Annotated in this window: 13 protein-coding genes; 9 read left to right on the top strand and 4 right to left on the bottom strand. The window is 62.5% G+C overall.

All coding sequences use genetic code 11. The annotated features are described in order from the left end of the window. On the bottom strand, nucleotides 1–1,221 hold the full coding sequence (locus C6W88_RS19570) for a saccharopine dehydrogenase family protein (RefSeq protein ID WP_045992530.1): 1,221 nt from the start codon (nucleotides 1,219–1,221) through the stop codon (nucleotides 1–3). A 691-nt stretch (nucleotides 1,222–1,912) separates the two neighbouring features. On the opposite strand from C6W88_RS19570, the gene C6W88_RS19560 reads away from it, so the two are divergent. The 8 genes from C6W88_RS19560 (at nucleotide 1,913) to C6W88_RS19525 (ending at nucleotide 9,103) form a co-directional block, all read left to right on the top strand. Then, nucleotides 1,913–2,911, top strand: a complete 999-nt coding sequence (locus C6W88_RS19560; protein WP_108133688.1) for a TRAP transporter substrate-binding protein — start codon at nucleotides 1,913–1,915, stop codon at nucleotides 2,909–2,911. 52 nt (nucleotides 2,912–2,963) lie between these two features. Continuing rightward, nucleotides 2,964–3,476, top strand: a complete 513-nt coding sequence (locus C6W88_RS19555; RefSeq protein WP_045992527.1) for a TRAP transporter small permease — start codon at nucleotides 2,964–2,966, stop codon at nucleotides 3,474–3,476. Nucleotides 3,477–3,478: 2 nt separating this feature from the next. Further along, nucleotides 3,479–4,747, top strand: coding sequence for a TRAP transporter large permease (locus C6W88_RS19550; RefSeq protein ID WP_045992526.1), 1,269 nt, complete (start codon nucleotides 3,479–3,481; stop codon nucleotides 4,745–4,747). A gap of 20 nt (nucleotides 4,748–4,767) precedes the next feature. Beyond that, nucleotides 4,768–5,541, top strand: coding sequence for an SDR family oxidoreductase (locus tag C6W88_RS19545; protein WP_108133687.1), 774 nt, complete (start codon nucleotides 4,768–4,770; stop codon nucleotides 5,539–5,541). Nucleotides 5,542–5,557: 16 nt separating this feature from the next. After that, nucleotides 5,558–6,493 (top strand): 3-hydroxyacyl-CoA dehydrogenase, encoded by a 936-nt coding sequence (locus tag C6W88_RS19540; protein WP_108133686.1) that lies wholly within the window; start codon nucleotides 5,558–5,560, stop codon nucleotides 6,491–6,493. Nucleotides 6,494–6,567: 74 nt separating this feature from the next. Then, on the top strand, nucleotides 6,568–7,500 hold the full coding sequence (locus C6W88_RS19535) for a 3,5-dioxohexanoate:acetyl-CoA acetone transferase (RefSeq protein WP_045992523.1): 933 nt from the start codon (nucleotides 6,568–6,570) through the stop codon (nucleotides 7,498–7,500). 11 nt (nucleotides 7,501–7,511) lie between these two features. Continuing rightward, nucleotides 7,512–8,039 (top strand): gamma carbonic anhydrase family protein, encoded by a 528-nt coding sequence (locus C6W88_RS19530; RefSeq protein WP_108133685.1) that lies wholly within the window; start codon nucleotides 7,512–7,514, stop codon nucleotides 8,037–8,039. Nucleotides 8,040–8,077: 38 nt separating this feature from the next. Continuing rightward, the gene (locus tag C6W88_RS19525; protein ID WP_045992521.1) at nucleotides 8,078–9,103 is read left to right on the top strand and encodes a LacI family DNA-binding transcriptional regulator; all 1,026 of its coding nucleotides are present in this window, start codon (nucleotides 8,078–8,080) and stop codon (nucleotides 9,101–9,103) included. 67 nt (nucleotides 9,104–9,170) lie between these two features. Here the strand turns inward: C6W88_RS19525 and C6W88_RS19520 are convergent, their stop codons facing one another. Beyond that, nucleotides 9,171–11,510, bottom strand: a complete 2,340-nt coding sequence (locus tag C6W88_RS19520) for a type I secretion C-terminal target domain-containing protein (protein ID WP_108133684.1) — start codon at nucleotides 11,508–11,510, stop codon at nucleotides 9,171–9,173. A gap of 609 nt (nucleotides 11,511–12,119) precedes the next feature. Beyond that, a complete protein-coding gene (locus C6W88_RS21550) occupies nucleotides 12,120–20,204 on the bottom strand; it encodes an Ig-like domain-containing protein (protein ID WP_108133683.1) in 8,085 nt (2,694 codons plus the stop codon). 1,346 nt (nucleotides 20,205–21,550) lie between these two features. Here C6W88_RS21550 and C6W88_RS19505 point away from each other — a divergent pair. Continuing rightward, nucleotides 21,551–23,146: an arylsulfatase gene (locus C6W88_RS19505; protein WP_108133681.1), complete on the top strand. Its 1,596-nt coding sequence runs from the start codon at nucleotides 21,551–21,553 to the stop codon at nucleotides 23,144–23,146. Nucleotides 23,147–23,259: 113 nt separating this feature from the next. Here the strand turns inward: C6W88_RS19505 and C6W88_RS19500 are convergent, their stop codons facing one another. Continuing rightward, entirely contained in the window at nucleotides 23,260–24,153 is an 894-nt protein-coding gene (locus C6W88_RS19500; protein WP_231498714.1) for a DMT family transporter, read from the bottom strand. Nucleotides 24,154–24,219: the final 66 nt, after the last annotated feature.

Raw genomic sequence — 24,219 nt, 5'->3', positions numbered from 1 at the left:
TTAGAGGTCCTCGCCCTTCTGCACGTCCAGACGGAACGACGGATCCAGCTCGATGACCTTCCACGGCAGACCGTACTCGTTCATGTCGGCCATGAACGGATCGGGATCGCACTGCTCCATGTTCCACACGCCCGGACGCTTCCAGTGGCCCTCGAGGATCATCTTGGCGCCGATCATCGCCGGCACGCCGGTGGTGTAGGAGATCGCCTGGGACTTCACCTCGGCGTAGCAGTCCTGGTGGTCGCAGATGTTGTACAGGTACATGACCTTTTCCTGGCCATCCTTCTTGCCGCGCACCACGGTGCCGATGCAGGTCTTGCCCTTGGTGCGCGGGCCCAGAGTGGAGGGGTCGGGCAGCAGGCTGGCCAGGAACTGGATCGGCACGATCTGCTGGCCGTTGTACTCCACCGGCTCGATGCCGGTCATGCCGACATTCTTCAGCACCTCCAGATGCTTGAGGTAGCTGTCGCCGAAGCTCATCCAGAACTGGGCACGCTTGAGGCTCGGGAAGTGCTTGGACAGCGACTCCAGCTCCTCGTGGTAGAGACGGTAGATGTTGTAGTCACCGACCTCTTCGGGGCAGCTGAAACGCGCCATCTTGGACATCGGCGGCGTGGTAACGAACTCGCCATCTTCATAGTGGCGGCAGTCCGCGCTGACCTCCCGGATGTTGATCTCCGGATTGAAGTTGGTGGCGAAGGGGTAGCCATGATCGCCGCCGTTGACGTCGATGATGTCCAGCTCCTCGATCTCGTCGAAGTAGTGCTTGGCGAGATAGGCGGTGAACATGTTGGTGGCGCCCGGATCGAAGCCGCTGCCGAGCAGCGCGGTCAGGCCGGCCTGCTTGAAGCGATCCTGGTAGGCCCACTGCCACTTGTACTCGAACTTGGCGGTATCCAGCGGCTCGTAGTTGGCGGTGTCGAGGTAGTGCACGCCGGCGGCCAGGCAGGCATCCATGATGCTCAGGTCCTGGTAGGGCAGCGCCACGTTGATGACCAGCTCCGGCTTCTCGGCTTCGAGCAGGGCAGTCAGCTCGGCGACGTTGTCGGCGTCGACCTGGGCTGTGCGAATCGGGCGCGGCAACTGCTCGGCGATGGCCTTGCACTTGGACTCGGTGCGACTCGCCAACAGGATATCGGTAAACACCGATTCAAGCTGCGCACACTTGTGAGCGACGACACTGCCCACACCGCCGGCACCGATGATGATCACTTTTGACATAACAATACGCTCCCGCCTGAGTACAACGACCCGTCAAGATGGATAGGCCCGGTCGAGGTGAGCCGAATCGCGACCCACGAGGCTCGTCCACCCGACGAGCCCCCTACCCTACTACCGGACGGCGCATGCTAACCAGATTTGCCGTTTCACGCCACGGCTTTTCGCCCCTTGCCTGTGCGTCGCCGAGGTGGACGTCAAGGCGTGCCACCGACCTGGCGACAGTGTAGTCAATCACCACCAGATGACAGCTTGATGTGACGCTGTCGAGCGCCTGGTGCGAGCCCATGAACGAGCCGCCCTCACCTCGCGCCAGCTCACTCCACCTCACGCCAGCCCACTCCAGCTCACTCCAGCTCACGCCAGCTCATTCCAGCTCACTCCAGCTCGCGCCAGCTCACTCCACTTCAGGCCACCTGACGTCACTTGCCCCAGCCTCCACCCGACGCTACAAAGCGCGCACGCCACCCATCAATCCACAAAAAAAAGACTACGTAGTCACCACATTAAACTAAAGTATATTTAATTACTATTCAGTGACTTACTTCACATACATGGATCATGGAATTTTCTATTGTTGAATACGTATGTCGTTTGGATTTACAAGTGTGCACTCCGCAGCGCCACCACCTCGAGCGCCGCCGATTGCCCCTCGCTGCCGGCCAGGGGCTCACAACGACAACAGGAGAGCTCCATGCGCCACTTTCACCCCCTCCCCTTCAGCCTGACCGCCCTGACCGCCGCTGTCGGTCTTGGCCTGTCCGCGACCGCCCTTGCCCAGCAGGAACGCACCATCGACGTCAGCCTGCCGCTGGGACCCGAGTCACAGCAGGGCATCGGTATCCTCAAGTTCGGTGAGGAACTTGAGCGCCTGTCGGATGGCCGTCTGACCATCGAACCTCACTACGACAACGCCTTGGGCGCCGAGCGTGAGGTCATCGAGGGCATGGGGCTTGGCATCATCGACGCCGGCATCGCCTCCACCGGCCCCATGGGCGGTTTTGTCGACGAGTTCCTGCTGTTCGACCTGCCCTACATCTTCGAGGACCACGAGCACGCCTACGGCTTCCTCGACAGCGAACACGGCGAACAGCTCGCTCAACTCGCCGAAGAGCAGATGAACGTCAAGTTCCTGGCCTGGATGGAAAACGGCTTCCGCCACAACACCAACTCGGTACGCCCGCTCGAGCACCCGAGCGATCTCGACGGCATCAATCACCGCACCCAGGAAAGCCGCGTTCAGGTGGACACCTGGGAAGCGCTGGGCGCCAACGCCACGCCGATGGCCTGGACCGAGGTCTACACCGCGCTGCAGCAGGGGGTCATGGACAGCCAGGAAAACCCGCTGGCCACCATCTACGACGTCAACTTCTACGAGGTCCAGGACTACCTGAACATCACCCAGCACGTCTATTCGCCGGCGCCGCTGATGATGAGCCTGAACCTGTTCAACTCATTCAGCGAAGAAGATCAGCAGATCATCCTCGAAGCCGCGCAGATCGCACTGCCGGTGCAGCGTGAAGCCAGCCAGGAACTGGAGCAGCGCTACAAGGGTGAACTGGCGGAACTCGGCATGACCGTGACCGAGCCGGACCTGGGTCCCTTCCGTGAGGCCGTGCGTCCGGTGATCGACAAGTGGGCGCCGACCGTGGGCGAGGACCTGGTCGACGCCGCGATCAACTTCGATCACTAAGCAACAAGGCGCCCGCGCAAGGCGGGCGCCGTCTCTTCCTGCGAGGCATCCCATGCAATCCTTCCTGCAATTCGTCAACGCCGGGATCGGGCACTTCAACCGCTTGATCGGCTGGGGCCTGGCGCTGCTGCTGCTGGTCATGACCGTGCTGATCTTCTGGCAAGTCTTCGCCCGATTCGTGGTCGGCAGCCCCTTGTTCTTCTCCGACGAGATCGCGCGCTTTTCGATGCTCTGGCTGACCTTTATCGGTGCCGGCTACGCCTACCGCAAGGGCACCCTGATTTCGGTCGACATCGTGCTGGAGTATTGCGGCGAACGCGTGGGCCGCCTGATGCGCATCCTGGTTGTGCTGTGCTCGGCGGTGTTCGCCTTCGTCATGATCAAGTACGGCTTCGAGCTGGTCGGCCGGGTCTCCAGCCAGACCGCCCCCAGCACCCGTATTTCGATGATGTGGCCTTACCTCGCCATCCCGGCAGGCGGCATCGTGATCATGGTCAATAGCCTCGGCCTGCTGATCGACGAAGCCCTGGGCCAACCGGTCCACCACCATCAGGAGGTGAACTGACCATGGCACTGTTACTGTTCGTCCTGCTGATTTCCCTGTTCATTCTTGGCGTCCCCATCGCCTTCTCGCTGGGGCTGGCCTCGGCCATCACCGTCTGGCATGGCGACCTGATGCCGATGCTGATCGTCGCCCAGCAGATGCTGGCCTCGGTCAATTCCTTTCCGTTGATGGCGATCCCGTTCTTCATCCTGGCGGGCTACCTGATGCAGGGTGGCGGCATCTCCAAGCGTCTGGTCGACTTTTCCAACACCCTGGTGGGCAGCATGACCGGCGGCCTGGCCATGGTGGCCATCGTCACGTCGCTGTTCTTCGCGGCGATCTCCGGCTCCGGCGCCGCCACCACCGCCGCGATCGGCGCCATCCTGATTCCGGCCATGCTGTCCAAGGGCTATCCCGGTGGCTACGCCGCCGCCAACCAGGCCGCCTCCGGCGCCCTCGGCGTGATCATCCCGCCCAGCATCCCGCTGATTCTCTACGGCATCGCCGCCAACGTCTCGGTGGGCGACATGTTCATCGCCGGTATTCTGCCGGGCATCCTGGTGACCCTGACCCTGCTGGTATTTGCCTACTTCTTCGCCCGTGCCAATGGACTTGGCGGCGGAGAAAAAAGCTCGCTCGGCGACGTCTTTCGCGCCGGTAAAAAGGCGATTCTGGCCATCCTGATGCCGGTGATCATCCTCGGTGGCATCTATGGGGGTGTCTTTACGCCCACCGAAGCCGCCGTCATCGCGGTCGCCTACTCCTTCGTCATCGGCACCCTGATCTACCGCGAGATCAAGTTCGCAAGCCTGGTCGGCATCCTCAAGCAATCCGCCGTGACCACCGCGGTGGTGCTCAGCATCATCGGCGCCGCCGGGCTCTATGGGCGCATCCTGCAAAGCCTGCGGGTCCCCGACATGATCTCGGACTTCGTGATCTCGGCCATCGACAGCCCGCTTCTGTTCATCCTGCTGGCGAACCTGTTGCTGCTTCTGGCCGGCATGTTCATCGAGGCCGCCGCCGCCATCCTGATCTTCGTGCCGATCCTGCTGCCGATCGCGGTGAGCTACGGCTTCGACCCGATCCACTTCGGCATCATCATGGTGGTCAACCTGGCCATGGGCATGTTCACCCCGCCGGTCGGGCTCAACCTCTTCGTCGCCTCCCAGATCACCAACATCGGCATCGCTCGTCTGACCTGGGCGGTCATGCCCTTTGTCGCGATCGTGCTCGCCAACCTTCTGATCATCAGCCTGCTGCCGGTGTTGTCCACCTGGCTGCCGTCGCTGTGACCCCACACAAGGAGAACACCATGAACGTCGTTGAAAGCCTCACCCCGCGCCAGGGACTGCGCGTGCTGGTCACCGCCGGCGCCTCCGGCATCGGCCTGGCCATCGCCAAGGCCTTCGTCCAGGCCGGCGCCAGGGTCCACGTCTGCGACATCGACAGCGAGGCCCTGGCCGCCCTGCCAGACGGCATCACCCATACCCGTTGCGACGTCAGCCGCGAAGACGAGGTCGCCCGCCTGTTCGATGACGCCCGCGCACTCGGCGGTCTCGATGTGGTGGTCAACAACGCCGGGATCGCCGGCCCCACTGCGGGCATCGACGAGATCGATCACGCAAGCTGGACCCAGACCATCGACATCAACCTGAACGGCCAGTACCGCGTCGCCCACCGCGCCGCGCCGCTGCTGCGCGAAAGCCAGGGACTGCTGGTCAACCTGGCCTCGGTAGCCGGACGGCTTGGCTTCGCCTACCGCACGCCCTACGCCGCGAGCAAGTGGGCGGTGGTCGGCCTGACCAAGAGCCTGGCCTGCGAGCTCGGCCCGGACGGCGTGCGGGTCAATGCCATCCTCCCGGGCATCGTGCGCGGGCCTCGCATCGAGAAGGTGATCGAGGACCGCGCCGCCAAGCGCGGCATCAGCTACGCCGAGATGGAAACGGAGAACCTGTCGAAGATCTCCATGCGGCGCATGGTCGAGCCCACCGATATCGCCGCCATGGCGCTGTTCCTGGCGGCGCCGGGGGGCACCAACATCAGCGGCCAGGCACTCAGCGTCTGCGCCAACGTCGAATCCCTGTGACCACGGAAGCCTCCTTATGACCAGACCCGTAGGTATTCTCGGCGCCGGCCTGATCGGCCGCGCATGGGCCATCGTGTTCGCCCGAGCCGGCATCGACGTGCACCTGCATGACGCCGCAGACGAGGCGCTCGAACGGGCCCGCGACGCCATCGCCACCTCCCTCGACGACCTCCACCAGGCGGGGCTGATCGAGGACCCGGAGCGGGCGATGTCGCGTATCCGCTACGACAGCGACCTGGCATCGGCCATGGCCGGGGTGGGCTACGTGCAGGAGTGCGGGCCGGAAGATGTCGAGACCAAGCGGCGCATCTACAGCGACCTTGAAGCCGTGGTGGCCAAGGACACCGTGCTGGCCAGTTCGACCTCCGGTATCGCCGCTTCGCGCTTCACCGATCACCTCCACCACCCTGGCCGTTGCCTGGTGGCCCATCCGGTCAATCCGCCCTACCTGATCCCGCTGGTGGAAGTGGTGCCGGCGCCGGCCACCGGGCAAGCCGCGGTGGCGTCCACCATGGCGCTGATGGAACAGGCCCGGCAGACACCGATCCTGGTCAACAAGGAAGTCCCTGGCTTCGTGCTCAATCGCCTGCAAGGCGCCCTGCTCAACGAGGCGCTGAGACTGTTCGCAGACGGGGTGTGCTCCGCCGAGGATCTGGACAAGACGGTCAAGCACGGGCTGGGCCTGCGCTGGTCGTTCATGGGGCCCTTCGAGACCATCGACCTCAATGCGCCCGACGGCGTGGTCGACTATGGCAACCGCTATGGGCCGCTGTATCGCGACGTCGACCGCGAGCGCGGTGACGACGATCCCTGGCAAACCACGACCCTGGCGGCACTCGACCAGCAGCGCCGTCAACAATTGCCGGCCCAGCGCCTGGGCGAGCGACAGGCCTGGCGCGACCGACGCCTGATGGCGCTGATCGCCCACCAGCAGTCGCTGACAAACGATTGACCCGGGCCAACGACGGACCCAGACCAGCCACTGTCCCACCTTACCCGCCTATCCATCATTCAAGGACCCGACCCATGGCAAAGCAACGCAAGGTCATCATCACCTGCGCGGTCACCGGCGCGATCCACACCCCGTCCATGTCGCCGCACCTGCCGGTCACCCCGGAAGAGATCGCCGAGGCAGGCATCGCCGCCGCCGAGGCCGGCGCCTCGATTCTGCACCTGCATGCGCGTGATCCCGACAACGGCAAGCCGACCCAAGACCCGGCCATGTTCGAGCGCTTCCTGCCCCGCATCAAGGACGCCTGCGACGCGGTCATCAACCTCACCACCGGTGGCAGTCCGCACATGACGGTGGAGGAGCGCATGCGCCCGGCCATGGAGTTCAAGCCCGAGCTTGCCTCCATGAACATGGGCTCGATCAACTTCGGGCTGTTCCCGATGCTCGACCGCTACGCGTCGCTTGAGCACCAGTGGGAGCGTGAGCACCTGGAGAACAGTCGCGACCTGGTGTTCAAGAACACCTTCGCCGACATCGAGAAGGCGATGACCTTGGGCGCCGAGAACGGTACCCGTTTCGAGTGCGAGTGCTACGACATCGGACACCTCTATTCCCTGCGCAACCTGCTCGACCGCGGCGTCATCGGCGGCCGCGTGTTCGTCCAGAGCGTGTTCGGCATCCTCGGTGGCATCGGTCCTCACCCAGAGGACGTGATCCACATGCGGCGCACCGCGGACCGGCTGTTCGGCGACGCCTACGAGTGGTCGGTGCTGGGCGCCGGCAGCAGCCAGATGCGCATCGCCGCCCAGGCCGCCGCCATGGGGGGACACGTGCGGGTCGGGCTCGAGGATTCGCTGTGGCTGGGCCCGGGCAAGCTGGCCGAGACCAACGCAAGCCAGGTCGCCAAGGTGCGCGAGATCCTCGAGGGTCTGTCGTTTGAGGTGGCGACACCGGACGAAGCGCGTCAGATGCTGGGACTCAAGGGCGCCGACCAGGTCGGCTTCTAGGGAGACGGGCAATGACCCTGTATCGACTCGGGGGCAAGGCCCCCGATATCGCCGCCAGCGCGCTGGTGTTCGACGAGGCCACGCTGATCGGCGACGTACGCCTGGGTGAGCGCGTCAGCGTGTGGCCCGGGGCCGTGCTTCGTGGCGACAATGCGCCTATCGTGGTGGGAGACGACAGCAACCTGCAGGACGGCTGTGTGGTTCACTCGGACCCCGGCTATCCGGTTACCATGGGACGCCAGGTCACGGTCGGTCACCTGGCCATGCTGCACGGCTGCCGCATCGGCGATGACGTGCTGGTGGGAATGAATGCCACGGTACTCAACGGTGCCGACATCGGTGATCGATGTATCATCGGCGCCGGCGCGCTCGTCACCTCGGGCAAGCGCTTTCCCCCTGGCTCGTTGATCGTCGGCAGTCCAGCCAAGGTGGTCAGAGAACTGACCGAGGACGAGATACAGTCGGTGCGCGACAATGCCAGCGTCTACACCGACAAGATCGCCGCCTATGCGTCTCTGGAGCCTGTCGAGCCGGCGTGATCGCCGGCCATTTCTGCCACCCGACACGACATGACTCGATGAAAAAGAAATCCGTCACCTCACACGATGTCGCCCGTCTTGCCGGGGTCTCGCAGTCTGCCGTCAGCCGGACCTTTTCGCCGGATGCCAAGGTGTCGGACAAGACCCGCAAGAAGGTCATGGAAGCGGCGCGGCAACTGGGCTATCGGCCCAACACCATCGCCCGCTCTCTGATCACGCGATCGAGTCGCACCATCGCGGTGGTCGTCTACAGCCTCGAGAATCCCTTCTACAGCTATATGCTGGAAAAGGCGTCCCGCTTCTTCAAGCAGCAGGGTTACCACCTGCTGCTATTCTCGGCGTCCAGCAGCGACGGCTTCGATGACGTGCTCGACGACATCCTGAGAAGCCAGGTCGAAGGCATCCTGATGCTGGCGATTACCCTCAATGACGACCAGGCGGCTCTGGTCTGCGACTACGGCATTCCGGTGGTGATCATCAACCGTACGGTCGACTACGCGGGCATCAGCCAGGTCGCCTGTGACAACTTCCAGGGCGGCTACTGGGCGGGCCGCCACCTGGTCTCGCTGGGCCATCGCCGCATCGCCTACCTGTCAGGCCTGGTCGACTCCTCCACCGACATCCAGCGTCGCGCTGGCTTTGTCGAGGGCCTGGCCTCCATGGGGGCAGCCCTTCACGACAGCGGCATCGGCCACTATCAATACACCAGCGCCTGCCAGGCCACCCGTCTGCTGTTCGCCAGCACCACCCCGCCCGACGCCCTGTTTGCCGCCAACGACCTGATGGCCATCGCCGCCATGGAAGTCATCCAGAGCGAGTTCTGCCTCAAGGTGCCCGAGGACGTCTCGGTCATCGGTTTCGACGACGTGCCCATGGCCGCCTGGCCGAGCCACTCGCTGACGACCCTGCAGCAGCCGGTACAGACCATGATCATGCGTGCCACCGAATTGCTGCTGGCCCAGATCGACCAGCCGGACACCCCACCACAGCAGATCACCCTGCCGGTCACGCCGATGCTGCGCGGCAGCGTCAGGCGCCCTTCAGGCGACGTCAACGACACCTAGTGAAGCGACGACCCTCTCGCCATCCGCCGACGCATGCGTGAGCATGCGCCGGCGGATGGGCCAGCGCCTATTCCACCTCGAGCTGTCCATGGTCGATCAATCGATCGAGGAAGGCGTCGCTGGATGCTCCGCCCATGCGCACGCCGGCCAGGACGATAAACTGATCGGCGCCGGTGCCGTGTGCGCCGATACCACCATCGGACTTGACCGCGATGACGGTATCGCCACCCTCCTGACTGGCGTGCAGGAAGTCCGACACCTGGTGGTCACGGGCGTCATCGAGCAGATCGGAAAGATCGAGCCGGTCTGCTTCGGGGTTGCGGGCGGTGTTGCCCAGGGTGAAGTCCTTGATCTCGTCTTCTGCAGGCCTGCGCACACTGCCCGCATCCCCCGCCTCGTAGCCAAAGGTGTCGGCGCCAAAGCCACCCCACATCACGTCGCCACCGCGACCGCCGATCAGCACGTCGTCACCACCACCGCCGATCAGCACATCGCGCCCCCCTTGCCCAAGCAGGGTATCGTTGCCGCCATCGACACGGTCTGTATCCATCAGCTCCCGGTAGTGGTCCTGGATATAGGCAATGATCTCGGCGTCGCTCGCCTCGGCGCCATTGCCATGGTGAACCGACCACTTGAGGAACTCGGTCAGCCCTTCGTAGCCGAGACCGTCGTGGCTGCCGGCGGCAAAGCTCTCGTGGGTATCGCCGTCTCTCCAGCGAAGGTGGTCGGAGTTGACGGTGTCGCCAAACAGAATATCGGCCTTCACCCCGCCGGCAAGCACATCGTCACCGAGCAGCTCGAGCGGTGCGTCGGGGCCACCCTGCGCCAGCGCGGCGTTCAGTACCTCCTGGGTGTTGACGATGACCGACTCACCGGCGGGTGACGTCCACTCGGTGCCGTCCTGCAGGGTGATGGTGCGAGTCCCCTGGGTCTCGGTATTGTCGAAGATGTCCAGATAGTCCTTGCGCAGCAGACCCGCAGGATCCGGCTCCCCCGCGACCTCTTCACCGATACCGAAGGTATGCACCTCGGACAGCCGACCGAGTTGAAGGAACTGTTGATACGCCTTGTGGACAGGGGTAAAGGCCCCCGCCACATCGCTCTCCACGATGTGTCCACCCTCCCGGTAGGAGGTTGGGAGACCATCGGTCAGGAACATGGTCAGCGACCTGTCCCCTTCATCTTCCTTTGCGACATGGTATTTTCTGGCGGCGGCGAGGGCTGCCTGATAGTTGGTGGAGCCCTGGGCGGCCGCACCGTTGACGTAAGCGATAAGGCCAGCCACGTTATGTTCGTTCAGACCATCGACCGCTCTGGGTGAATGCGCCTTGTCGTCAAAACGCACCACTTGTACGTCGACATTTCCGTCGTGACCCGCCAGACGTGTGAGCAACAGATTGACGTTCTGCTGCAATAGCTGTAGCCGAGTCAGACCATCGGTGCCGGACGGCTGGCGCATGCTGCCGGACTCGTCGATCAGGATCGAGATGTTGTAGTCGACACCTGACGCAATCAATCCCTGCTTGCCGCCCAGGTCGCCGATCAGGACGTCATCACCCGGGCCGGTCGACCCATGATTGTCCCCGTTGTCACCGACATAGAGTTCGCCATCTTCCCGGCCCGCCATCACATCGACCGTCAGTGACGCCGAGGTGATATCACCGTCGCCATCGGTGCCGGTGTAGTCGATCACTGCGTCACCGGCGAAGCCCTGGTGCGGGACGAAGGTCAGGGTGCTGTCGGGGTTGATGGTGACGTTGCCGACGCCAGCACCACCCTGAACGCTGGCCCTGATGACACCGCCCGGGCCATCGGCACCATGCTCATCGTTGGCCAGCACATCCACACGCACCGGCGTGCCGCTGGCGGTGGTGGCACTGTCGTCATGGGCGATTCCGCTGTCGTCATCGATGATGATCTGCACAGCTCCGTCAGCGCTGTCGCCGTCCCCATCGGTGACGGTGTAGCCCACCGTGAACTTGATATCGTCTTCAAACCTGCTGCTGCGGTGGTCCAGCGGACCCTCGACAAACAACTTGTAATAGGGGCCCGTTGCAGGGCCATGCAGTATCCAGATAACGCGGTCACCGTTGTCGTCGAAACCTTCCAGCGAACGACCGTTACCACTGAGCTGCCAATTGATCGGGACGCCGCCGGAGGTCAGTGCCGGCAGCCCGGCGGTGTGCCAGGTGAAGGAGCTCACGCCGTCGTTACCGACGTCATAGTTCAAACGAGCGGCGGTAAAGCTTTGGCAAGTCAAGGCGTCCCCTACGCCACCTCGAATGCCGCCGGGCAGGCCCTCTTCGTCAACCACCGACCTGATCAGACCGGCGGTCGGGGTATGGTCGTGTGGACTGTCGATCGAGGTGTAGGTGCTCGCATTGTCTGCTTCGGAATCGGTATTCATGACAGTCTCCTGTCCTTGGGTGGGTCGAAATTCGCGTATGACTCCTTGAAGCTAGGCGGTCGATACCGACCTCGACACTGGACTGGTGGCCACCACTTTTCGCCCCATTACTCCTCGATATCTTGCGCCAAACGCGACTTTCATAAAAAACCGACACTTGCGAATCAGCAAAAAACCACTTCGCATAAAAAGCCACGCGAAAGAAAATTCACGAAATCTCTTACCGACTGATACATAACAACTTTATGTTTTTCCACCGATTTTAATACATGAGATTCCGGCATCGAAAAACTCGAAACAGCACAGTTCTGTAGGCCGGATAAACGCCGGCGCTGCCATGGCTTATAAAAGCCAACAGACCACCTTGTAAGTCAACGCCACCTTTTGGAACATTGATCGTTAAATATTGATCACACGACAGGAAAAACATCCATCGATCATCGAGACGTCGAGGCAGAATTTCAGCTGACTTATCGACAAAAAAGATGCAAAAAATATCGCGATAGCCGACAAGACATCACCCAGCCAAAGGCCGGGTGATTGAAGGGGATCTTCGCAGGAGTGATCCACCGCTTACTCCACTCTCTACTCCACTCTCTACTCCACTGCCTACTCCACCAGCAGCGCGGCCTCCTGGCCGATGCGCTCCAGGGTGGTGTCGCCGGCACCGGCGCCGTTCAGGGCCAGCGCTTGTTCGCTGTCTGCGCCGCTGTCACTGCTGCCACTGCCGCCGCCACTGCCCCCTGCCGACGCGGGGCCTACGCTGTCGGTCTGGTCCTGTTCCGGCGGCAGCCAGGCCGCTACCTCCTCGTCGCTCTCGTCGAGCAATTCCGACAGCGCCAGCCGGCCCGCCTGGGCAGCGACTTCCTCGCCTGTCACAAGCACACCCGTGTCGCCAATGGCAGAGGCACTGACGTCAGCATCCGCTGGCGCTGGCGCCACGTTGACTTTATCGACACTGTAAGCGCTATCGTATTCGCTGTCAGCAACAGTTACCCAGACGCGCGTTTCACTGATAAAGCCCCCGTCGTACAAGAACGTCACCGTATGATCGGGATTGATCGTCACCTGGCCACCATCACCGCTGGAGACTCTCACCCCCAGGAAACCGTAGCCATCGCCGCCGAAGTTCACCAAATCGAGGGTCACCGGAATGCCGCTATAAAAGGTAAAGCCTTCCAGATCAGCAGTGATCACAGGCGTGTCGTCATCTACCGTCAGCCGGAGTTGTCCTTCAGCAGTATCGCCGTCACCGTCGGTAATGACGTAGCCGACCGCGACATTGATATCACTCTCCCCAAGGTCATCTTTGTGGTCCAACGGACGATACAGCTCGACGCGGTAGTCGCCGCTGTCGATATCGGTCATCTCGATGCCAATCACAGTATTACCGTCGCTATCGGAGCCTAAAAGGCTGTGGCCGGAGCTACCGAGTGACCAGGCCAGGGGGCGTCCTTGCGACGTTAAAGACGGCATGCCTTCTGTCGTCCAGCGGAAGCTGCCACGCCCTCCCTCACCGAAGTCATAGCCCAGCGAACCGGTCACCACGGTCTGCTCACCGGGAACGTCATACCTACCGCCGGGGTTGCCGCCGAGGCCATCCTCATCGACGACGGCCTCGGCCACCATGGTGGCGGGGTCGCCATCGGTTTCCGGGGTCGTCGGTCTGGTGGGGTCGCCACCCGTCACATCGATAGAGAGCGTCGCCTCGCTGCTGTCACCGTCGTTGTCGCTGCCGCTGTAGTCGATCTCCGCCACGCCGGAGAAGCTCGGGTTGGGTATGAAGGTCACGGTGTCATCGGCATTGACCGTGATGCTGCCGACCCCTGCCCCTCCCTGAAGGCCAAACCCGCCGATACTCCCCGGCCCATCGGCGCCATATTTATCGTTGGTGGACACATCCACGGTAATCGGGGTGTCACTGTCGGTACTGGCGCTATCGTCGCTGGCGCTGCCGGCGTCGTCGTCGACAAAGAGCAGGAAGACTCCCTCGGCACGGTCCCCGTCGCGATCGGTGACGGTATAGCCAACCTCTAAGGCGCGGTTATCCTCTACAACATAAGACAACGAGGGGGACGGCTCGTGATCCAACGGCTGGAACAGCGCCACTCGATAGCTACCGCTGGCAACATCGGTCAATTGCACCGAGATCACCCGGTCGCCACTGCTATCTACGCCTACCAGCGAACGCCCGTTACCGCTTAACTGCCAGGTCACCGGATCCCCGCCGGTCGTCAGCGTCGGCAGATCGTCGCTATGCCAGGTAAAACCACCCTGACCGTTATTTCCGAAGTTGTAGCCCACCAAGCCGGTGGCGACGGTGCGTTCGGTGGCAACATCCCCATCTCCTCCCGGGATACCGCCTGGCAGCCCGTCTTCGTCGACGAAGGTGCTGACAGGGACAGTGTTCGGATCGTCATCGGTTTCCGGGGTGGTCGGGATGTCATCGGTTTCGACGTCCACGACAAGCGTGCCGGTACTGATGTCACCGTCGCCGTCCATTGCGTCATAGTGAACACGCGCAACGCCAGAGAAAGACGAATCGGATTCAAAGGTCAAGGTACTGTTAGGGTGGATCTTGAGGGTGCCGACGCCGTCGGCGCCACCCTGAATGCGGGCGCCGACAAGACGTCCCGGCCCATCGGCGCCGAACTCATCATTGGCCAGCACATCCACCCTGACCCGGTCACCGCTCACGGTGCTGACACTGTCATCATTGGCGCGAACGCTGTCGTCATTCACGCTGACATTGAGCACGCCTTGCGCAGCCTCGCCGTCACGATCGGTGATCACGTAGCCCAGCGCCATGTCGATACTGTCCTCGCTCATGGCATCATCGTGATCAAGCGGTCGGAGCAGTGACACGCGATACTCTGCGTTGAGAATATCGATGATTCTGACGCGCAGGACGTCATTGCCCTCGGTATCGGAGGCCGTCATGGTATGGCCGGTGGCATTGAGCGACCAGCTCAATGGGCGGCCTTGTGACGTCAAGGAGGGCAGACCGTCGGTGCTCCAGCGGAAGGTTCCACGCCCATCAGAGCCAAAGTCATAGCCCAGCGAGCCGGTCACGACGGTCAGCTCGCCTGGCGCATCACCCGGACCACCGGCAACACCACCGACCAGGCCGTCCTCGTCGACAACCGCCGTGGCGGGTCCGGTGGCTGGATCGTCATCGGTCTCCGGGGTGGTAGGACGATCCGTGCCCTGGTCGACACTGACGCTGAGCTGTCCAGCGGTAATGTCGCCGTCTGCATCGCTGCCGGTGTAATCAATCAGCGCGGTGCCGGTAAAGCTTGCCTGTGGCACAAAGGTCAACACGCCAGCGCTGGTTAGCGTGACGCTGCCGACATCCGCGCCTCCCTGGACACTGGCAGCGATCACCCGTCCCGGGCCATCGGCGCCGTGGTCGTCGTTGGCCAGCACGTCCACATCGACCGCGGTAGCGCGATCGGTGCGCGCACTGTCGTCGTTGGCACGACCACGGTCATCATCCACGGTCACGCGCAGCACACCCTCAGCAGTGTCACCGTCAGCGTCGCTGACGCTGTAGCCCACGACGAAGTTGAGGTCGTCCTCGACCCTGGCGTTGGCGTGGTCCAGCGGCCTTGCCACTGCCACCTTGTAGCTGCCGGTCGCCTGATCGACAAGCTGAACCGAGATGGCCCTATCGCCATTGCTGTCAAACCCCACCAGCGAACGACCGTTACCGTTGAGCCGCCAGGTCACCGGATCACCGCCGCTGGTCAGCGACGGCAGGCCGTCGGTGCTCCAGCGAAAGTCTCCCTGGCCATCGCTGCCGAAGTCATAGCCAAGCACGCCCGTCGCGACCGTGAGTTCGGTGGGCGCATCCCTGACACCGCCGTGGATGCCGCCCGCCAGGCCATCCTCGTCGACCACGGCCTTGGCGGGGTTGGTCAGGGGGTCGCCATCGGTTTCCGGGGTCGTAGGCGTACCGGGGGCATCGTTTTCGACCATGACGCTGAGCTCTGCGCTGCGGATATCACCGTCGGCGTCACTGGCTGTGTAGGCAATCAACGCTTTACCGAAGAAGTCCGGATGGGCGACAAAAGTCAGGGTATCGTCGGGATTGATGGTGACGTTGCCAACCGCTGCCCCACCGCGCACGCTGGCGGAGACGAGACCACCCAGGCCATCAGCGCCGTACTGGTCGTTGGCCAGCACGTCCACGCTGATCGGGCTGGCCTTGTCAGTAGTGGTGCTGTCATCGACCAGCAGCATACTATCGTCATCCACGCTGATCCTTAGCTGGCCCTGGGCAGTGTCGCCGTTGCCGTCGGTGATCATGTAGCGAACGGTCAGATCGATATTGTCCTCGAGGCTGGCATCGTCGTGGTCAAGCGGCCGGTGCAGCTCGACACGATAGAGCCCCTGCTCGAAATCGGTGATGCGGACGCTGATCACCTCGTTGCCAAGCGCATCCACGCCCGTCACCTCATGCCCGGTACCGTTGACCAACCAGCTCAACGGGCTACCCTGTGAGCTCAGCGCCGGCAGGCCATCGGTGACCCAGTGGAAGGGAAACAGCCACGGGCCATCCTTGCCGAAGTCATTGCCCAGCGACCCGGTGACGACCCTGGCCTCTCCGGCCACGTCCCCCGGGCCGCCGGCGATGCCACCGGCGAGGCCTTCCTCGTCGAGCACGGCCCGGGCCGAGACGGTGGCAGGGTCGCCATCGCTCAGCGGCGTGATCGGTACATTGTTGCCAGAGGCGCCGACACTGACCTCGACACGTCCGCCGGTCTCATCGCCATCACCGTCAGTGTATCCGAGCTGCAACAAGGCCTTGCCGTGGAACTCGGGATGCGGCGTGAAGGTGGCATAAAAATCACCCTCTTCGTGGCTGACCTGGCCAACGCTATCGCCGCCGACGACCTCGGCGCGAAAGTTGGCGACCCGCTCGAAGTCGGCGCCGATAAGGATGTCATCCCGCAGATCAAACCTGACCGGGGTATCGGTGCCAGTGAAGTACCATCCCCTGTACCCACCACCACGGGGACTGTCGTCGTCCACCAGGATGTCCAGCGAGCCTTGCGCACTATCGCCGTTGCCATCGGTGATGACGTAGCCGACGCTGAAGGTGATGTCGTCTTCCAGGTAGGGGTCGCTGTGATCCAGTCCCTTTAGCAGTTCAACTTTGAAGATGCCCGGCTCCAGGCCCAGGAGCTTTATGCTGATCACGTCTACCTGGTCATAGTAGCCGAAAATATTGAGACCGCGGGCCTTGCCGATCAGGCTGTTACCAGCGGCGTTGAGCGACCAGGTCACAGGCTCACCATTCGCACTCAATTCGGGCAAGCCATCGGTGGACCAGCGGAAGCTGCCAGGCCCAGCCTCGCCAAAGTCGTAGCCCAGAAAACCGTCGTAATAGGCTTGGTAGTATCCGATATCGCCGGAACCACCTTCCAGGCCAGTCATTTCATAGGCATACAAGTAAAGCCGGTCCTCATCGACGATGGCGGTGGGCGCCACGTTCTCAGGATCACCGTCGCTGTCCGGGGTGGTGGGGCCGCCGGCGTCGCCACCTTCGACGACGACGCTGAGTGTGGCGGCGGCGGTGTCACCGTCGGCGTCACTGACGACGTAATCGATCAGCACCTCTCTGCCGAAAAGCTCCGGGTGAGGCACGAAGGTCAGGCTGTTGTCGGGGTTGATCGTGATGCTGCCGACCGCTGGCCCGCCGCGCACGCTGGCGTCGATGATGCCCCCAGGGCCATCGGCGCCCAGCCCGTCGTTGTCCAGCACCGCTACCCTGATCGCCGTGTCGACGGCGATTGTGGCGCTATCGTCTCGGGCCACCAGGCTGTCGTCGTCCACCACGATGTCAAGCCTGCCGGCGGCAACGTCTCCGCCACCGTCGGTGACGGTATAGCCCACCTCGATAGAGAGGTCGTCCTCGATGCCCGAAATGACATGATCCAGCGGCTTGTCCAGCGTCACCTTGTAGCGGCCGGTCACCACGTCGACAAGCTGCACCGCGATGACCCTGCCGCCACCGCTGTCGACGCCCAGCAGCGAACGGCCATTGCCGCTTAGCCGCCAGCTCACCGGATCGCCACCGGAGGTCAGTATCGGCAGGCCATCGGTGTGCCAGCGGAAGCCACCCGGACCATCATTGCCGAAGTCGTAGCCCAGCGATCCGATGGTCACGCGACTCTGGGTAGCCGTGTCGCCGGCCCCCCCGGCGATACCGCCTGCCAGGCCATCCTCGTCGACCACCGCCTTGGGCGACCGGGTGTCGGGGTCGCCATCGGTCAGTGGCGTGATCAGCCCGTCAGGATTGACGGCCGCAACAGACACGGTGAGGGTGCCGACGGGGAAGTCACCGTCGCCATCGGAGCGGGCGTAGTCGATAAGCGCATCGCCGGAGAATCCCACAGCGGGAACAAAGGTCAGGGTGCCATCGGGATTGATCGACACGGTGCCCACAGCGTCGCCGCCCTGAACGCTTGCCTGCATGACCTTGCGTACGCCCTCGGCGCCGATCTCGTCGTTGCTCAGCACGTCCACGATGACCGGGGTGGCACTGAGGGTGGCGGCGCTATCGCTGTTGGCGCGGCCGGCGTCGTCATTGACACGGATCTCGAGTACGCCTTCAGCCGTGTCGCCGTCACCATCGGTAACGACATAGTCGATCACAAAGTCGACATTGTCCTCGATGCTTGGATCCGAGTGATCCAGCGGCTGGAACAGCTCGAAGCGATATTCACCCGTCGTGATATCGACAAGTTCAAGCCTGAATACCGAGCCGAACTGCTCGTCCTTGGCAATCAAGGTCCGTCCATTATTCACCAGTGACAGGCGCGGCACTTCCCCTCTCACCTCCACATCTACCAAATAGGAGCTACGAATCCAGGAGAAACCAGCAACCCCATCGTCGCCAGCGTCATAACCCAGGAAACCGGTGGCGACCGTTGACTCGCCGGCGATATCGCCGATACCGCCAGCAATGCCCCCGGGCAGACCCTCCTCATCGACGACGACCCTGGCCGGTTGGGTATCGGGGTCGTCGTCGGTTTCCGGAGTGGACCGCGTCGTCGAGGCAGCGTCGCGGACATTGACGGTCAGACCTCCTTGGGTGGTGTCACCATCGCCATCGCTGCTGGTGTAATCGATCAGGGCATCGCCCAGAAAGTCCGGGTGAGGCACGAAGGACAAGCGGCCATCGCCCCGGACCGTGACGCTACCGACATCGGCTCCCCCTTGAACGCTGGCCGCGACAACCCCACCCGAACCGTCGGCACCGAGAACGTCGTTAGCCAGCACGTCGACGATGACCTGGGTGTCCTTGGACGTGGAAGCCCTGTCGTCGTTGGCGCGAGGAGCGTCATCATTGACCGTGACCTCGAGCACGCCGAAAGCGCTGTTGCCAGAGACGTCGACGACGACATAGCCCAACTCGAAGTGAATACTGTCATCGTTGCCAGCGCCCGAGTGATCCAGTGCGGCAATCTGGTCGCGGTCAGCAAAGTGTCTAACGTCAGGCAACCGTACCTCATAGCTGCCGGAGGCTAAGTCGGTAAGCACCACCTCGATGACCGCATACTCCTCCTGGGCGTCACTATCGTAGGCAACCCCACGCACCCTGTGGCTACTAGCGTCAATCAACCATGACACCGGATAGCCGTCGGCGGTCAGACGCGGCAAACTGGCGATATCCCAATCGAAGCTGCTCACGCGTTGAATTTCGTAGCCAGTTTCTTCTGAGCAATCGCTGCCGAGGTCATAGCCCAGCGACCCGGCCGCCACGACCGTTTCGCCTGTGCCTGAGCCGCTGGCACTACCGTAGTAAGAGGCGGCTTCATCGACGATAGCGTGGGCCGGTTCGGTGGTGGGATCGCCATCGGTCTCCGGGGTGGTCGCCACCTCGCTGTTCTCACATTCTCGGATATCGAAGTGGGCCTCAATGTTCACCCGGTCGCCGTCACCATCGATGACAACGATCTGGAACTCGAACGATCCCTCGGCATCGGGGTCGGCCTTGAACACCCAATATTCCAAGTTGACGGCGAGCAGGCCTTTGTCGGTGTCGATCATCGCCCCCAGTGGATATTCGGTGTCGTCACCGGGCAGGCTGACAAAGACCCGGTCGAGCCCTTCTTTGCCAGCATCCATCCTCCAGCGATCGACGACAAAGTTCCCCGGAACGACCGAACTGGGAGTATCGATGCCGTTGTACCCCGAGTAGGTGGGTGGCGCTACATCAACCACATTGATGTCGACCCAGGCCTTCTCTTCCCTGCCCTCGTTGTCGGTGGCGATGAAAGGAAACGATAACGACAGAATGTCGTCGAAATCAGGCCCGGTATGGTCCAGTTTCCGATTCACCGAAACAGTGACCAACTCGTCGTCGTCAGTCAGTTGCAGGATCAGCAGGGCTCTTCCCGGATCCTCGTCCAGCAAACTCTCCTCGAACAGCATCAATCGCTGCCCGTCGGGTGAAATCCGAAACCCCACTGGCTCACCGTCCGCCGTCAGTTCGGGGAGGTCAGGAGCCACCCAGCGATAGGGCTCATTGCTGGCAGGATCTCTGTTGTATCCAAAGTCGTGGTTCAGCCTGAAGCTATAACTCCCACCGCCATCGGTGACAGAGAGAAGGACAGCGGGCTCCACGCCGCGGGTATTCATCAGCGCAGTGGCGCTGGCATTGGCTCTTTCAGTGTCGGTATTCATGGGAGTGTCCTCGCCGCCGGTTGGTGGCGGCAAACAACGAAAACAAGGCAACAAGCACGGTGTGATTCCTGCGTCTGCCTTAAACCTAGGCACTGATTTTCGCTCTCGACACTGGACTGACGAACATCATTATCACTCGAAGCCTCCTTGTTTTCCGACATCAAAAATTTCTTTTTTATAAAACAGATAATTGCGCGTCAGAAAACGCCTCATCCGCCAATTCACACTTTGTGATAAAAAATTCACAAATTTTTAAATGATTGATAATTCGACACTTTACTGTATAAATAAATACCAAGATCACTGCCATCAAGCGACTAAACAATCGATTAAGCACAATTTTGCATACTTATTCCACGCCTCGGGCAATGATGACTGCGAACAATCACACAAAACACTCTAGATTTTACGTCACGATTTTCTTCCCTTGTCAGTTCGACAACTGAAAAAACAAAAACCACGCTTCCATCTTTCCATAAGCGAGTACACGCCGGCCTTTACGCACGTCGCTATAACGCCATAACAAAAATTATCACCTTTTGATAAAAACCCCGATTGGCCGAATTCAAGTGCTGATGTTGTGGGTCGAGATCACCGCCCGAAGAACAGCCGATAGTTGCTGCGCTTGCAGGATGCAGTGCACGGCCCTGTCGCTGGGAGGGGGCCGGGAGAGAGGGCTGGGAGCGCTCGTAGCGATGCGAGATAGCCGAGGCGTCTCGTACTCGAGGGAGGCTCGTCGCTATGCAAAAAACATCACCCGGCCAAGGGCCGGGTGATCGAAGGGGACTTTCGCTGGAGTGATCCACCACTTGCTCCACGGCCTATTCGACCGCTTGCTCCACGGCCTATTCGACCGCTTGCTCCACGGCCTATTCGACCGCTTGCTCCACTCTCTACTCCACTGCCTACTCCACCAGCAGCGCGGCCTCCTGGCCGATGCGCTCCAGGGTGGTGTCGCCGGCACCGGCGACGCTCAGGGCCAGCGCTTGTTCGCTGTCTGCGCCGCTGTCACTGCCGCCACAGCGCCATTGGGATGATCAGCCCAGCAGCCTTCGAAGCTCGAATGATCGCATAGACCGGTGTCCACTTTTGTTGGGCAAGATCAGGAAGCACCCGCCTGGCGATGGAGCCCAGGCCGTTATGCCTTTCGGGGGATGGCGCCCTCCCACCTCACTCGCCACACTGCGACCACGCCCGAGCAACACGCCAATGCTGCACATCCTGGCACCACCCGACGGATACCGGGAAGACATCAGGCGCCAGACAGCGTCCTGCTTCAGTGATCACATGTCTCCCCTGGCACCGCGGCTCTCTTCTTTCCCTGGGCCCGACACATGGAGTGGAAAATGAGGACTTCCATCGCTGCGACAATGCTGACCGTGGCCCTGTCGGCAGGCCTGTTGGCGGCCAAGGCCCCCATCGCCATGGCCAGCACGCTGTCCCGGGCGGTGGCGGAAAACGACCATCGTCAACCGGCCATTCCCCACCCCCAGCAGCAGGCTGCGGCCGCCCAGGCACTGGCGGACTTCGAGGCCCGCGCAGGCCAGAAGCCTAATATCCTGCTGTTTATCGTCGATGACCTGGGCTACGGTGACCCCGGCGCCTTCGGTGGCGGTGAGGCCATCGGCGCCCCCACCCCGCATATGGACCGGCTGGCCGATGAAGGCCTGATGCTGACGTCGACCTATTCGCAGTACACCTGCACGCCGACCCGCGCCGCCATCCTTACCGGCCGACTGCCGGTACGCACCGGCCTGATCCGCCCGATCCTTGCCGGCGACAGCGTCAGCGTGAATCCATGGGAAGGCGAGACGTCCATTGCCAGGCTGCTGTCGAACCAGGGCTACTACAGTCTGCTGGTGGGCAAGTGGCATATCGGGGAAGAAGAAGGCATGCGCCCCCACGATGTGGGCTTCGACGAGTTCTACGGCTACTATCGCGCGCAGAAGGAATACACCCAGCGCTTCGATGAGCGTCGCTATCCCGACCTGGTACTGGATGACGACAAGCTTGAGCGCTACGACCGGATCAAGGCCGATGACAACCTGATCCATGGCCTCGCCGACGGCACCACCGAGGTGGTCAGCCAGGTCAGCTCCATCGAGGACATGGCCGAGGGTGACGCCCGACTCAGGGACTACACCGTCGACAGCATCCAGCGGCTGTCGCAGCAGGACGCGCCCTTTTTCATCACCCACGCCTTCATGAAGGTGCACGCCGACAACTGGCCATCGGAGGCGTTTCACGGCGCCAGTCCATCGAAGTATCCCTACAAGGACGCCGTCGTCGAGGTCGACAGCTATATCGGTGACATCGTTCAGGCGCTGGATGACAGCGGCGAGCTGGAGAACACCTTCATCTTCGTCACCTCGGACAATGGGCCCCAGATGGATAGCTGGCCGGACAGCGGCTACACCCCCTTCCGTGGCGCCAAGGGCACCACCTGGGAAGGCGGCGTGCGGGTCCCGGGCATCGCCTACTGGAAGGGCATGATCCCGCCCGGCCAGCGCTCCGACGGCCTGTTCGATCTGATGGACCTGTTCAATACCTTCGCCACCCTGGGCGGCGCCGAAGACGGCATCCCTCAGGACCGCTACATCGACGGCATCGACCAGACGTCCTTCCTGCTTACCGAGAACGGTCAGTCCCACCGCGAGCAGGTCTACATGTGGCTGGGCAACCAGTTCACCGCCCTGCGCATGCGTGAGTACAAGATGCATACCGCCGTGGTGCGCGCCGACGATGGCCTGCGCTGGATCGACATGGCGACGGTGGAAAGGACCGCCCTGGCCCCTTGGCTGTTCAATCTTTACATCGACCCCAAGGAACAGATGACCGTCGGCCACCGACGCAACGCCTGGCAGGCGTCCATGGTGGCCGAAGCCGGCGCCCATCGCGCTACCTTCGAGAAATTCCCGGCCAAGAACATCGGACTGGAGTAGCCCGGGCGCCGGGCTCAAGGCCCGCAGCGCCCATCGCAGGAATCGTCTCTGCCAGGTCGGCAGACGGTGACGACCGTGGCGCCGACGACGTCTGTGCTATCGAGGCGACTTGCCTACTCTGAGGCTGTCGCCGCACGGTGCTTGAGCAGGCTGATGCCGGTCACCGCACCGAGAATCAGCAGCATGCCCCCGACCTGAGGCAGGGTCAGGCTCTCGTCCAGCACGAACAGCCCGAACAAGGTCGCGGTGACCGGTTCGACCATGGCGACGATGGAGGCCATGGTCGGCAGCGTATAGCGCACGCCGACAACGTAGCAGAAGAACGACAGCGCGCCGCCCAGCACACCGACCAGCAGAAACAACGAAACGTCAGCGGACGCCGGCACCGAGGCCAGCGTCGACAAATCCGCCAGCGGCAGGATCAACAGGGCGGCGGTGGCCAGCGCCATCGGCAGCGCCGCCGTGGCCGAGCCATGCAATGCCGCAAAGCGAAAGCCGAAGATGAAGAAGGCGTAACCGACGCCTGCCAGCAAACCGGCGGCGATGCCGAACGGCGTCACCACCCCGGCGTCGGCGCGATAGATGCCGGTCAACAGCACGATACCGCCCATCACCACCGCCATGGCCAGCCACTGCACCAGTGACGGACGCTCGGCCCCGGTGAGGAAGGACACGACGAACACGAAGATCGGCGCGCTGTACATCAGGGTCGCCGCCACCGCCACGCTGCTCTCACTGATGCTGATGAAGTAAAAAGTGAAGTTGGCGGCGATACCGCACCCGGCGAGCATTGCCCACATCGCCATCCGGCGGTTGACCGTCGGTCGCCCGCGCCGCCACCAGGACAGCGCCAGCCACACGAGCATCACACCCACCCCCACCAGCGCCCGCCAGAAGGACACCGCCTCAGGCGTCCAGTCGCGCTGCAACAGCAGGCTGCCGAAACCGCCGGCGAGCCCCCACTGCAGCGATGCCAGCATCACCAATAACGTCCCTGTCATTGCCATGACATGCCCTCGCTTCGAACAAATGAGCTCTCGGTCGGGCGTCGCTGCCCAACCGTACCCCAGCGT

Source organism: Halomonas litopenaei, from assembly GCF_003045775.1.
Taxonomy (GTDB): Bacteria; Pseudomonadota; Gammaproteobacteria; order Pseudomonadales; family Halomonadaceae; genus Halomonas; species Halomonas litopenaei.
Note: the sequence above shows the minus strand (reverse complement) of the source record. Positions and strands in the feature narration are given on the sequence as shown.